The organism is Westiellopsis prolifica IICB1 (assembly GCF_004323185.1).
In the GTDB taxonomy this organism is placed as follows: domain Bacteria; phylum Cyanobacteriota; class Cyanobacteriia; order Cyanobacteriales; family Nostocaceae; genus Pelatocladus; species Pelatocladus prolificus_A.
Genome location: NZ_NAPS01000001.1, coordinates 2074878 through 2088593, shown reverse-complemented (window position 1 = coordinate 2088593; position 13716 = coordinate 2074878). Strand labels below are relative to the sequence as shown.

Below are 13716 nucleotides of genomic sequence, written 5' to 3'. Positions count from 1 at the left end.
GCAAGTAGTTTACCTTGCAAGTTCCACAATTTGACTGTTTTTTTTTCACTTGCAGAAGCAATAGTCTTGCCATCTGGGCTAAAGGCGACACTAGTTATCCCACCACTATGCCCTTTGAAAGTGGCAAGTAGTTTTCCTTGCAGGTTCCACAATTTGACTGTGCCGTCAACATTTGCAGAAGCGATAGTCTTGCCATCGGGGTTAAAGGTGACACTATTTACCATATAGCTATGCCCTTTGAAAGTGCAAAGTTCTTTACCTTGCAAGTCCCATAATTTGACTGTTCTGTCCCTACTTGCAGAAGCAATAGTCTTGCCATCTGGGCTAAAGGCGACACTAGTTACCGCATCGCTATGCCCATTGAAAGTCTCAAGTAGTTTTCCTTGCAAGTTCCACAATTTGACTGTGCCGTCAACATTTGCAGAAGCAATAGTTTTACCATCTGGGCTAAAGGCAACACTCCGTACCACATCGCTATGCCCTTGGAGCCGATTTCGCTCTTTGATGCCGTAAACTAGCTCTTGTAAATCAGCTACTGCTTTGATCCGCTGATCTGGTTTTATATTTTGATTTTGTTGTTGGAGTTGTTTGCCAGCTTTCAAGCTTTGTACCAAAATCCTGATATCCTGAAACTCTGAGTTTTTGAAAGTATCTGCATTCAGGCTCAAAGTCGTAATTGCCGCATTTAATAATAAAAGTTCTGCTTGTCGCACTTTCTGTAGAGCAAATATTCCTATAATTACCGCCCCTACCAAAGTCACCCCCAACACCACAGAACCAATTTGAATTTGTCGCTTTGCTTTGCGATTCGCTACTTCTAAAATCTTTTTTGCCTCAGCTTCCGCTTCCAGTCGCTTCTGTACATCTCGCTGTTCTAATTCCTGACTAGCAGCTAAAAACTGGTAATCTATATCACTCAAACTTTTACCTGCTGCCCAGGTTTGAGCATCACCTAAAGCCTGTCCCCGCAACAAACGCGATTCATCGTCGCGGTTAGACTCTACCCACGCATCCAGTGTATTTGCATAGGGACGCAATTTTGCTAGTAGCTTATTGCACCATTCTTGTTGAAATACCTCTGCATAAATGCGATTGTAAATTCGTAACTTCCCGTCACGCTTAACTACTAATCCTGTCAGACGCAGTTCTGTTTGTTCTGGGCTATCATCGGCGGGAATCCCATCAGAAGATTGGACAATTTGCTGACATAATCCCAACAATTTCCCGGTACGCTGTTCACCACTTCGCATGATTCTGTCGCGGATTGTTCTCAGGTGTTCGGGTTCGTCTTGTGCTTCCCAGTTTTCGATGATGCGCTGACGCACTACGCAACTGACAAAGTTAGAGGGATTTGGTACTGCTGATAAAGAAGACATCGCCGTATGAGGACGCGGTTCTTTACATTTGTCGGTTTCTTGATCTTTGTGTTGTGATAAGCTTTTGACTGCTTGCACCACCAATTTACAAACTTTTTGAGTTAAAAACGGTTGTCCCCCAGTCCAATACAGTACTGCTGACATCATCGCTTGCGGATCACAAAAATCCTCGAATCCCCGCGCCAGTGGTTGGGTTTCCTGTGGTTCAAATCCAGTTAAATCAATTGCTGTACCAATATTAAACGGTGTGCGACGTTTATCTTGAATCAAGTCTGAAGGTGTAGACACGCCCAAAATTGCAAAGGTCAACCGATGATAAATTGGTTTATCTGCCCGACGGTTATAACAATCTCGAATAACGGCAAAAAAATCATCGGTATGAAATGGCAGACTCAGAACACTGTCAATTTCATCGATAAAAATAACTATATTTGTAGTAGTTGCTTCTAGTAAGATCGTCTCAAAAAACTTGCTTAACTTCTGGACTGGTGAGATTAAATTGTTTTCTGTCCACCAGGTTTCTAAATCAAAAGTGGTGTAAAGATTGAAACTACCAATTAAAGTATCAATGACCCCAGCGTACCACTGCTCCGGTGTAATATCTGCCGTGCCAATCGAGGTAATATCAATCACAGCACAGGCTATCCCTTCTAACTGCAAGCGTTGCATCACCTGTACACGCAAGCTAGATTTACCCATTTGCCGCGAGTTAAGAACGTAACAAAAATCACCTGCTTTCAAACTTTCATACAAATCTTTGTCAGCTTGACGGGTAACGTAGGTTGGAGCATCTTGGGGAAGACTACCCCCGACTTGATAGTGGTATTGGGTCATTCGATTTTGGATTTTGGATTACTCTTTGAGAAGCCGCTGTCGCGTCTATAGATTTTGGATTGCTCCTACAAATGAATTTAGGCTAGCGAATCCTATAAGCATAAAAGTGCTGACTACAAATTACTGAATATTTAAGCGATCGCAAAAATATTTACGATATAAATCACACAAGGGCATGACATCATTTCTTTGGAGTTTGACTAAGCCCATGCTACGCAGTTGAAATGCTTCGGTTGTTCCTACGTCTACTGGTGAATTTGCTGCCATTACTTGTATAATTGCTGTTAATAATTTGGGGTCATTTTCGATATTCAACAAGTGGCGACGCAGATGATCACTGTAGGGACCTTCTTCTGTGGGTGCGATTTGCTGGAGTTTCTCTAAGGTCATGCGCCGACGGGCAATTTGATACAATGCTACTCGCACTAAGTAAGGATGACCACCAAACAGGCGCATTAGCTGATCAACTTCTGAATTACTCCAATTAAGCCCGTGTTTTTGGATTAAGTCTTGGACTTGAGCTTGTGTAAATTCTGGTAGTTCAATTGGTAAGCCGACATTAAAAGGTGATTGGTTGATGTTGAGAGGAATGTACACTTCTTTGGAATGTACTATTACCAGCCGCAGTTTTTGCCAGATAGGCTCGTTTTTCGCTTTTTCGTGCCAAGAACGCAGTAACCCAAAAAACTCTTGAGCAATTTCGGGATGTTTGAAAACTTCATCAACTTCATCTAAACCCAAGGCTATGGGGGTGTCAATCTCGTTTAATAAATACCGTTGGAAGTAATTAGTACATTTATTTTTACTTCCTAAAATGCCTTTCCAATAATCAGCTAACTGATCTGCTAAATTCAACCCGTAGGTGATGCTCGCAGAAAACCACTGTAAAAATTTCTCCGAACTAGCTAAAAATTCAGCATCTGCATCTTGGAAGTTGATGCACACAGTTTGATAACCTTGTTTTTCAGCGTGGTGCAAAATTCGCCTCATCAATGAACTTTTACCCATTTGTCTGGGTGCTTTCACACGAATTAAAGCACCAGTTCTCACAATTGCTTCGTAACAATCGGTTTCAATTGGTGGACGTTCGACATAAAAAGCTGAATCTAAAGGTACTTGTCCTTCTGGTTGTTCGAGGGGAAAAGCTGAGGTTGTGGGGGTAGGTGTTAATTGTTCTAGTTTTTTTGACAAATTAATTGTATTGCGATCGCCCTCATTTTCTACTTCACCTCGTCCTTGTGCTGGTAAAATATTGGATGCATTAGAATTTCCAGCTTTGTGAATATTACCAGGGCTTTTTAAAATTGGGGTTGAAGACTCTGGAATACCTTCTAGATCAATAGAAGCACAACCTAATTCGTATGCTTCCTCATAAGTTCTACCTGCGCCCAAAGCATCATAAAACCCAACCGCAAATTCAATTGCAGCTCTATCCCCTATTTTCTGATTCATACCAATCACATAATTAATATGTTGGTGAATTGCTTGGGCTTGGGCTTCGGAGTAGCAGGCGTTAAATAATACGCACTCAACTTTATCTTGAAAAAATTTGAATAGCCTAGCTAGAGATTCTGTACTTACTAATTGCATTTCCCCTGAATTATTTTCCAACGCCAAGCCTTGAGCGCCAGCTCCATGTCCAGAAAAATGCACTATTTGTGGTTCATAATCTAATAAAGCCCGACGCAAATCGTCAGTACGCACGGCCCATTTGCAGATAATTTCAAATTGCTCACGTCCTTTAGATCGTTGCAATCCGGCTTCGATTTCCCGCACCTCTTCATCCAAGCGCAGCTTTGATGTATTCTTGGGGTTTGCTGATATGATTAATATTTTTTTCACTGTAAATTAAGTTTTATAAATAAAAAATATTGATTATCTTATATCTTGCAGCTACCCCTAAATTAAAATTTGGACTGAAAGTTAAGGTCGTTTTTAATCGACTGGTCAAGTTTTTAAACAATTTTAATGAGTTTAAGCTTTGAGCTTTAAAATTTATTTTACCGCTTAGTAAATAGTTAGTAGTTGGTTGTGAACCACTAACTACTAACCATTAATCACCAATAGTGAACACAACAAAGAAGTTGATCAACACCAACGAATTACTTTGAGTTTTGCAACAATTCCAAAATTCGTTGCAAAGGAATCTCAATCCAAGTTGGACGGTTTTGGAGTTCGTAGTCTAACTCTAGGATGACTTTTTCTAACAAGAAAGCGTCTAGGAGGACTTTTAACTCTCTGGGATGCTTGGGTATAAAGGCTGCATGGTCTGCTGTTGCCAGGTAGGATTTTAAAAAGGCTACGCTAGACCAACAGAAGAAGAACCGTTGCCAGTTTTCTGCTAATGGTAGTTCATCGGGACGCAATATACCGCTTTCTTTTTCGTTACGCAGACCAACACGAGCTGCATAGTAGAAGGATTGTATCATTGAGGCAACATCGCGTAGAGGCGATCGCTTCATGCGGCGTTCACTCAAGGCCCGACTTGCGTTGCCTTCAAAATCAATGATGATAAAATCTTTACCCGTGTACAATACTTCCTCTAAGCAATAGCTGCCATGAGTACGAATCCGCATAGCGGTGATTTTTTGATTCAAAATCTCCTGAAAGTGTCCTAAAATCAACTCACGTTGGTTGAGTACCAATTTTGCCAAAGGTTGCACATCGTTAGGCAGTTGCATTACATGTTTGTTCAATCGCAACAATGCCTGTCCTGCCTGATTCCGTATATATTGGTAGATTGAGCGCTGGTAAAACGAAGAAAATGGCTCTGGTGCAAAGTCTCCATTTTCAGTGTCAGATGCGAGTGCTATGTGCATTTCGGCAGTACGTTGTCCGAGCAACTCTGCTACTACTAGATAATTGCCCATGAATTCTTGAGCCATTTCCGGGATGGGAACCTCTAAGGCTGCTTGCAATAAGGAGGAGGGTAGCTCAATATCAGTTATATCTACGTATTTTGGCAAAACTTGCTCAAAAAAGTCACGTAGACTGTCTAAAGCATGAGACCAAGCGTCGCGAATCTCTGGGATGTATTTTCGCAAAAGTCCCAATGTCATTGGTGCAGAGCCTTTGGAATGGTATTCTAATGCACCGACGATTGGGACTAGGTGTTCTGAGTGGGGTATACCTTGACTGGCTGAAGTTTTACTGAGAAACAAACCAATCTCTAAATCGGGGTTGATACCCGTTTCAACTTTACGGAAGATTTTGCACAGCAGCCGATCGCCATAAATAATGCTTGTGTTATTATGCTCTCCTTTAAGTAAATGTGGCTCAAGGGAAGCATGAGTAGTTTGATCGCTGATCTGACTGAGAATTTCGGGAAAATCTTCTGTGGTTGTTGCCACTAATTTACCCTGCATACCTTCATAGGTATAATGATGAGCGATCGCATCTAAGGGAATACTCAAAAAGTCTTGTTGTTTGAAAGCATCAAATAAAACTCCAGTTTCTTGTTTACCCTGGACGTAAATTTGAGCTACTATTTGTTCAGTGTGAGTGGTGAAGCGATCGTTACCAATCCCATCTGTTTCGTAGGCAAGGGTGAGAACGTAAGTTTGTGGATCGCTTTCTATGTAGTCCACCCGCAATAGAATAATATATGCCTCAATGTTTTCGTGATTTACAGGAATTACTTCTGTAATGTGGGTAGCTTGGATGATGCGTGTTTTGCCATCGAACCAAGAACAACTACACAAGTAATCTGGTAGTATACTTTCAAGTGCTGTCCTCGCCTCACCTCTAGCAAAAATATTTTGCCATTTGCCACTGACTATGAGTTTGGGTATTTGGTTGGGAGTGCGAATTGGACAAGTAAAGCTGGGTTGCAATTGCAATGTAAACCAGTAGAATGCATGGGGTCCCAAGCTGAGGAAATAAGGAGAGTCGCTAATTACCGGAAAAGCATTGCGACCAAAAATTTCTACCGGCACCATACCATTAAAGGCAGACAAATCTAATTCCACAGTTTGTACAAACCGTGAGAGATTAGCCACAACGAGAATGTGTTCATCGTTGTAGTTGCGGGTAAAGGCTAATACTTTGTGATTTTCTGGATACAAAAATTCAAATGTCCCGCGACCAAAAGCCTGATAGCGTCCTCTAGTGGCAATTAGTCGTTTAGTCCACCACCACAGGGAGTTTGGGTTTGCCCGTTGTGCTTCAACGTTGACTGCTTCGTAGTGATACTCTGGGTCTACAATCAAGGGAGCATAAAGCCTTTGGGGATTGGCGCTACTAAAACCGCCGTTTCTGTCAGGACTCCACTGCATCGGAGTACGTACACCATTGCGATCGCCCAAATAAATATTATCCCCCATGCCAATCTCATCACCGTAATACAACACGGGTGTTCCTGGCAAAGACATTAACAAAGCATTCATCAACTCAATTCGGCGACGATTATTCCCCATCAACGGCCCCAGACGGCGACGAATACCCAAGTTGATCCGGGCTTGGGGATCTTGGGCGTAAACTTTATACATGTAATCACGGTCTTCATCACTGACCATTTCCAAAGTCAGTTCATCGTGGTTACGTAAAAATAGCGCCCATTGGCAGTTATCGGGAATTGGCGGCGTCTGTTGCAAAATGTCAATTATGGGGAAGCTATCTTCCATATGTAACGCCATATACAGACGTGGCATCAGGGGGAAGTGAAAATCCATTTGGCACTCATCCCCTTGCCCGTAATACTCTACCGCATCTTCAGGCCATTGGTTTGCTTCTGCCAGTAACATCCGGTTAGGGAAATTATCGTCTACATGGCGGCGCAATTTCTTTAAGAACTCGTGGGTTTCTGGTAGGTTCTCGCAGTTGGTTCCCTCCCGTTCATAAAGATAAGGTACTGCATCTAAACGCAGTCCATCCACGCCCATATCTAACCAAAAATCAACAACATTAAATAGCGCCTGCTGTAGTTCTGGGTGTTCAAAGTTTAAATCTGGTTGGTGAGAATAAAAGCGATGCCAATAGTATGCCTTTGCTACAGGATCCCATGTCCAGTTAGAGGTTTCAAAATCCTTGAAGATGATCCGCGTGTCTTGGTACTTTTCCGGGGTGTCACTCCAAACGTAAAAATTTCTGGCTGAACTGTCCACAGGCGATCGCCGCGCTCGTTGAAACCAAGGGTGTTGATCGGAGGTGTGATTAATGATTAACTCAATAATGACCCGAATCCCGCGTTCATGGGCAGCTGTTAAAAAAGCCTTAAAGTCTTCTAGATTACCGTAGATCGGGTTAACGCTAGTGTAATCTGAAATGTCATAGCCATCATCGCGTAATGGCGAAGGGAAAAAAGGCAGTACCCAAACTGCGGTGACTCCCAAATCTTGCAAGTAATCTAACTTCTGTGTTAACCCACGAAAATCGCCAATGCCATCGCTATCGCTATCGGCAAAGGCACGTACAGGTACCTCATAGATTACAGCATCTTTAAACCAAAGCGGATCGTCCTTCAAAATCGGATTTTGCATAATTTATACAACCTATTGGCAATAAGTTATTGTACAAGGAGACTCGCAGCTTTTTTTGAATTTTCTGACCTTTTCGTATTACCTGATACCGAATTTATGAGGATTTTGTGATGAGTTTTCCAAGAGCAAGCGGAATTTTGTTACATCCTACTTGTCTACCTAGTCAATTTGGCATAGGTGATTTAGGTCATTCAGCTTACGAGTTTGTGGATTTTTTGCACAGAAGCGGTCAAAAGCTGTGGCAAATTTTGCCATTGGGACCCACGGGTTATGAACATTCACCCTATACAATGAATTTTAGTGCTTTTGCAGGAAACCCACTGCTGATCAGTCTAGAGCAGTTGACACAAGAGAATTTACTATCCCAAGAGGAATTGACGCCGCTACCAAAAGGTGCAGCAGATAACCCCAATCGAGTTAACTTCGATGCAGTAATTCCTCACAAAATTAAAATTCTCCGTCTTGCTTTTGAACGCTTCCAGCATTCTCTGACGGAAAAATCAAACCCTGAGTATGAACAATTTTGTCAGATGCAATCGGCTTGGCTCGACGATTACGTCTTGTTTATGGCGCTACTAGAAGCCAACGAAGGCAAAGCGTGGAGTCAGTGGGAAAGTGCGATCGCTCGCCGTGAACCCAATGCCTTGCAAGCCGCGACTGAAGATCTCAACAACGAAATACAATACCATAAATTCTTACAATTTAAATTTTTTCAGCAGTGGTTACAAATACGTGCCTACGCCAACGGCAAAAACATCCAAATTGTTGGGGATATTTCTATTTATGTTTGTCACAACAGTTCTGATGTGTGGGCAAATCCTGAGATTTTTCAACTCGACTCACAAACCTTAGAACCTGCTTATATTGCGGGCGTACCACCAGACTATTTTAGCGCAACTGGACAACTGTGGGGAAATCCAGTTTACGATTGGGAGAAATTGCAGCGCACCAACTTTGCTTGGTGGATAGAACGTTTCCGCGCCACATTACAATATGTAGATATTGTTAGGATTGATCACTTCCGGGGTTTTGAAGCTTACTGGCGTGTACCCGCAGGAGAAGAAACAGCTATCAATGGCGAATGGGTGAAAGCACCAGGAGTTGAATTTTTTGAAACTCTGGGAACAACTTTGGGTAGCTTGCCCGTGATGGCAGAAGATTTAGGAATTATAACACCAGAAGTAGAAGACTTACGCGATCGCTTTGATTTTCCCGGAATGCGAATCTTACAATTTGCCTTCGGTGGTGGTTCTGATAATGCTTACCTACCTCATCATTACATTCAAAATAGCGTAGTTTACCCAGGAACCCACGATAACGAAACTACACTAGGTTGGTGGCAAGATGGAGCCAAACCCGAAGAAAAGCAAATGGTTGCTAAATATCTGGGTTATGATTCGCCAGAAGAAATTTTAGAAATCAATTGGGAATTCATTCGCACATCATTAGCATCTGTCGCTGATTTAGCAATTCTTCCCCTCCAAGATCTTTTGGGTTTAGATAATAGTGGCAGAATGAACGACCCAAGTGTGAATGCAGGTAATTGGCGTTGGCGTTATACCAGTTCTGATTTACTCACATCAGAGTTGAGTCAAAGATTGTTAGAGATGACACAACTCTACAGTCGTTGAATTATAAAAACTAGTAGTGGACTGTCAAGGCTAAAATGATGCAATAAATCTCTGATTCTATCTCTGTGTTCTCTCTCTTGAAAAGCTTTGAAGTTCCCTCCGGGACGCTGCGCGAACGGAGGAAACCTCCGCTCAAACTTTTCGCTGCTTCCTCTGCGGTTTATTAATGCACTATTTTAGTCTAGACACGCCAGTAGGGTGCGTTATGGACGGAACGTCCTAACGCACCGAAAATCTTTCCTCCTCGATTTGATATTTGGGGAGTTTTTTTATTTTTAGGACTTACGCACAAATCACGGAAGAAGTAAAGAAACTGGAATAGCAGACATTGATTATTTCTCAGTAGCACGCTGAGAGCGCAAACGCAAAAGAGACAAAAATTCTGCTAGCTCCACAAGTCCTTCTGCTTCATTGTTCCTTGTGAACGTAGTTCATGGAGTCTCTTGCAAAAGTCCTAGCCCCGTTAGGATACAAGCCAAAAGTGAATTCAATATTTGGATATACTAGCTTTATCAAGCAAACTTTTCTGGGGGATCTTGAACCTATGACAAATCGTGAACAATTGATTCAAGAACTCGAACAAGCTCCCGATGATCTAGTACAAACAGTGCTAGATTTTTTACATCGAGTTAAGGCTATACGCAAAAGTCATCCTCTCGCAAAGTTTTCAGGAATTTTAAGCGATTCAGAGGCAGAAGAACTACAACGAGCAATTAAAACAGAGTGTCGGCAGGTGGATGTGAATGAGTGGTGAGATTGCACTGGATACTTCTGTTGCAGTTCGTTTCTTGAATGGAGACGCGGTAATCGCCGAAAGAGTGCTGGTACTACCAGAAATAATCTTGCCAATAGTTGTTGTCGGAGAGTTGCTATTTGGTGCAGAAAACTCTACACGCCCGTTACAAAACTTGCCTCGTTACTTGGAGTTTATGGAAGCTTGTATTGTTGTGCCATTAGGGAGAGAAACAGCCGCTGTCTATGCTCGAACCCGGCTAGCCCTGAAGCGCAACGGCCGACCAATCCCGATGAATGATATATGGATCGCTGCTCAGTGCTTAGAACATGGTTGGGTCCTGGTGACTGATGATACTGACTTTGATTATGTAGATGGACTGATTTTGGAACATTGGTAGCCAAGTCCGACACACTAGACCTTAGCGAAATTGAATCAGTTTTGGCTGAACGAGAAAAAGTTGAACCAGAAACCGAGTTAAGTTCTGAAGTTATCAATCGTCTTCAACAGCGAATACATGAACGCTTAAAAACATAACATTCGTGAACCGCAAGATCCCCGACTTTTTGAAAAAGTCGGGGATCTGACTCTCTCAATTTTCACAACTCATATAGGATTGCCATAAATCTATGCATTCGCAATGTAACCCGATACAATCGCAATGTAACTATTATGTGTTGACGTAGAACGTACTGAACTTCATCAACATAATCAACATAATGGAATAAGCGTAGGAATTGATGTAGGTCTTGAGTTTTTCTACACTGATTCTGAAGGTAGAACAGTAGGAAATCCTAGACTACTACGCAAGTCAGAGAAGCTAATTTACTTTAGCCAACATTATAAATAGACCCAATGCGACCCAATGCAATCGCAATGCAACCCGATACATTCGTAATGCAACCCGATACATTCGTAATGCGACTCGATGCAATCGCAATGCAACCCGATACAATCGCAATGTCACCCGATACAATCGTAATGTGACCCGATACAATCGCAATGCAACCCGATACAATCGTAATGCGACTCGATACATTGGCAGTGTAACTTTTAAGCAGCACCTACCGAAGCAACTAAACGATGTTCGCGATCGGCAGCAAATTCTAGACAGGCTCTAATATCCTCTTGTGTCAACTCAGGAAAATCTTCTAAAATTTCAGCATGAGACATACTTACTGCTAACCAACCCAGAACATCATATACAGTAATTCGCATCCGCCGAATACAAGGCTTACCCCCTCGCTTGTCTGGCTCAATCGTAATAATATCGTGATAACTCATAGTTGCTTATAGACTACGTAATACCTCTCCAAGTCTAAAGCAGCTCAACACTACAGTGCAAAGGACGATATAGAGACAAAGCAGCAAATTTCAAAGCTGCTAAACGTTAAATAATTTCTGATTTATAGAGTATTCTGCTACACAAACAAAGTATACGGATTTTGTCGTCAGTGGCTCTAACCGTGAAAGTAGCGATGCAAGAGGACTGAAGTCCTCACTACAAACGGCTAGTTTCAAGGTTTTTTGTTGCCTTGGAATAATTTAGATTACGATAGAATTGTAGAATTGTTAAGGCTTATTTACAGAATCTGTATTTTCCCTCAAATTCTGTTAAAGCAGTCCACCACTATATATAAACTGTAACCCTTTTAAAGTACTGGAACGCGCTTATTATGACGCTCCCAATCCGCAACGTCGCTATTATCGCCCACGTAGATCACGGCAAAACAACCCTCGTTGATGCTCTTCTCAAACAATCCGGCATTTTCCGTGAAGGGGAAGACGTTCCGGATTGCGTCATGGACTCCAACGCCCTGGAAAGGGAACGAGGGATTACTATTCTTTCTAAGAATACTGCTGTTAAATACAAAGAAACGCTGATCAATATTGTTGACACTCCCGGACACGCTGACTTTGGTGGCGAAGTGGAACGGGTACTTGGGATGGTTGACGGTTGCATCCTGATTGTAGATGCGAATGAAGGGCCGATGCCCCAAACCCGTTTTGTATTGAAGAAAGCCTTAGAAAAAGGACTCCGCCCGATTGTCGTCGTCAATAAAATTGACCGTCCGCAAGCAGATCCCTACGGCGCAATTGATAAAGTCTTAGACCTGTTCCTCGAACTGGGTGCAGATGAAGACCAATGTGATTTCCCCTATTTGTTCGCCTCTGGTTTAAGTGGTTACGCTAAAGATGACTTGGATGACGAACCCAAGGACATGCAACCTCTATTTGATGCGATTTTGCGTCATGTTCCACCACCAGTAGGGGATGTCAACAAGCCATTACAGTTGCAAGTTACCACCCTCGATTATTCTGAATATCTGGGACGGATTGTCATTGGTAGAATCCACAACGGTGTCATCCGGATGGGACAACAAGCGGCTTTGGTAACAGAAACTGGTAACATTGTCAAAGCCAAAATTACTAAGTTGATGGGCTTTGAAGGCTTGAAGCGAGTTGAAATGGAAGAAGCTTCTGCTGGTTATATTGTGGCAGTGGCTGGTTTTGCTGATGCGAATATCGGTGAAACAATCACTGATCCTAACGAACCCCAAGCTTTACCACTAATCAAAGTCGATGAACCAACATTACAAATGACCTTCTGGGTGAATGATTCACCCTTTGCTGGTCAAGAAGGTAAACTGGTGACATCTCGACAAGTACGCGATCGCCTTTTCCGTGAACTAGAAACTAACGTCGCCCTCCGCGTCGAAGAAACTGACTCTCCTGACAAATTCCTCGTTTCCGGTCGTGGTGAATTACACTTGGGTATCTTAATCGAAACCATGCGCCGTGAAGGCTACGAGTTCCAAGTATCTCAGCCACAGGTAATTTATCGTGAAGTTAATGGTCAACCCTGTGAACCTTATGAACTCCTAGTATTGGACGTTCCCGAAGATGGTGTTGGTAGTTGTATCGAACGCCTTGGACAACGTCGCGGTGAAATGCAAGACATGCAAGTCGGTAGTAACGGACGTACTCAACTAGAGTTTGTCATTCCCGCTCGTGGTTTAATTGGATTCCGGGGTGAATTCATGCGGATGACACGAGGCGAAGGAATCATGAACCACAGTTTCCTAGATTACCGCCCACTCAGTGGAGATATTGAAGCCCGTAACAAAGGTGTGCTGATTGCCTTTGAAGAAGGGGTTTCTACCTTCTACGCTATGAGAAACGCTGAAGATAGAGGTGTATTCTTTATCACCCCAGGGACAAAAGTCTACAAGGGTATGATTGTTGGTGAACACAACCGTCCCCAAGACTTAGATTTGAATGTCTGCAAAACCAAGCAGCTTACTAACCACCGCGCTGCTAGTGGTGACGAGTTAGTACAGTTGCAAGCACCAGTAGAAATGAGCTTAGAGCGTGCTTTGGAATATATCGGCCCTGATGAATTGGTGGAAGTTACACCCCAGTCAATTCGTCTGCGGAAGATGGCGAAGAAGTTAGCGAAACGGTAAGTAATATCAAGTTCGCCTGATTACTTATGATTCCCTCTGAAGCCCACCCCGGTTTTGCCTAACGCCAAAACTTCCCCTCCCCGCACGCGGGGAGGGGATTAAGGAGTGGGGTACAATGACTGTGGGAAGTATAACTAATTATCCGAACTTGATATAATACTTATATTTAGATATTCAAACCCCGACTTTTTGCAAAAG

The 13716-nt window shown here is 42.7% G+C and carries 9 protein-coding genes; 5 read left to right on the top strand and 4 right to left on the bottom strand.

Features of this window, described 5'->3' with window-relative positions; all coding sequences use genetic code 11:
• The 3 genes from B4U84_RS08875 to treS form a co-directional block, all read right to left on the bottom strand.
• Window positions 1–2210 (bottom strand): AAA-like domain-containing protein (locus B4U84_RS08875; RefSeq protein WP_242677577.1); only part of this gene is annotated, 2210 nt, incomplete at its 3' end.
• Window positions 2211–2330: 120 nt separating this feature from the next.
• Window positions 2331–4052 (bottom strand): AAA-like domain-containing protein, encoded by a 1722-nt coding sequence (locus B4U84_RS08870; RefSeq protein ID WP_131117056.1) that lies wholly within the window; start codon window positions 4050–4052, stop codon window positions 2331–2333.
• Window positions 4053–4312: 260 nt separating this feature from the next.
• On the bottom strand, window positions 4313–7687 hold the full coding sequence (gene treS, locus B4U84_RS08865) for a maltose alpha-D-glucosyltransferase (protein ID WP_131117053.1): 3375 nt from the start codon (window positions 7685–7687) through the stop codon (window positions 4313–4315).
• 110 nt (window positions 7688–7797) lie between these two features.
• Between treS and malQ the strand changes: the two genes are divergently transcribed.
• The 4 genes from malQ (at window position 7798) to B4U84_RS08845 (ending at window position 10588) form a co-directional block, all read left to right on the top strand.
• Complete coding sequence (gene malQ / locus B4U84_RS08860; protein ID WP_131117050.1) at window positions 7798–9318, top strand: 4-alpha-glucanotransferase; 1521 nt, start codon at window positions 7798–7800, stop codon at window positions 9316–9318.
• A gap of 544 nt (window positions 9319–9862) precedes the next feature.
• Window positions 9863–10072: a hypothetical protein gene (locus tag B4U84_RS08855; RefSeq protein ID WP_026082204.1), complete on the top strand. Its 210-nt coding sequence runs from the start codon at window positions 9863–9865 to the stop codon at window positions 10070–10072.
• A complete protein-coding gene (locus B4U84_RS08850) occupies window positions 10062–10451 on the top strand; it encodes a type II toxin-antitoxin system VapC family toxin (RefSeq protein WP_017313728.1) in 390 nt (129 codons plus the stop codon). Before B4U84_RS08855 ends, B4U84_RS08850 begins: the two co-directional genes overlap by 11 nt.
• The gene (locus B4U84_RS08845) at window positions 10445–10588 is read left to right on the top strand and encodes a hypothetical protein (protein ID WP_017313729.1); all 144 of its coding nucleotides are present in this window, start codon (window positions 10445–10447) and stop codon (window positions 10586–10588) included. The genes B4U84_RS08850 and B4U84_RS08845 overlap by 7 nt, the downstream gene beginning before the upstream one ends.
• A 516-nt stretch (window positions 10589–11104) precedes the next feature.
• Here B4U84_RS08845 and B4U84_RS08835 read toward each other — a convergent pair.
• Entirely contained in the window at window positions 11105–11335 is a 231-nt protein-coding gene (locus tag B4U84_RS08835) for a DUF433 domain-containing protein (protein ID WP_131117047.1), read from the bottom strand.
• A 392-nt stretch (window positions 11336–11727) separates the two neighbouring features.
• On the opposite strand from B4U84_RS08835, the gene typA reads away from it, so the two are divergent.
• Complete coding sequence (typA, locus tag B4U84_RS08830) at window positions 11728–13518, top strand: translational GTPase TypA (RefSeq protein ID WP_044447596.1); 1791 nt, start codon at window positions 11728–11730, stop codon at window positions 13516–13518.
• Window positions 13519–13716 lie beyond the last annotated feature (198 nt).

Coding starts and splice junctions, on each gene's coding strand:
- typA (WP_044447596.1), top strand. CDS start 11,728: ATGACGCTCCCAATCCGCAACGTCGCTATTATCGCCCACGTAGATCAC.
- malQ (WP_131117050.1), top strand. CDS start 7,798: ATGAGTTTTCCAAGAGCAAGCGGAATTTTGTTACATCCTACTTGTCTA.
- treS (WP_131117053.1), bottom strand. CDS start 7,687: ATGCAAAATCCGATTTTGAAGGACGATCCGCTTTGGTTTAAAGATGCT.
- B4U84_RS08855 (WP_026082204.1), top strand. CDS start 9,863: ATGACAAATCGTGAACAATTGATTCAAGAACTCGAACAAGCTCCCGAT.
- B4U84_RS08835 (WP_131117047.1), bottom strand. CDS start 11,335: ATGAGTTATCACGATATTATTACGATTGAGCCAGACAAGCGAGGGGGT.
- B4U84_RS08850 (WP_017313728.1), top strand. CDS start 10,062: ATGAGTGGTGAGATTGCACTGGATACTTCTGTTGCAGTTCGTTTCTTG.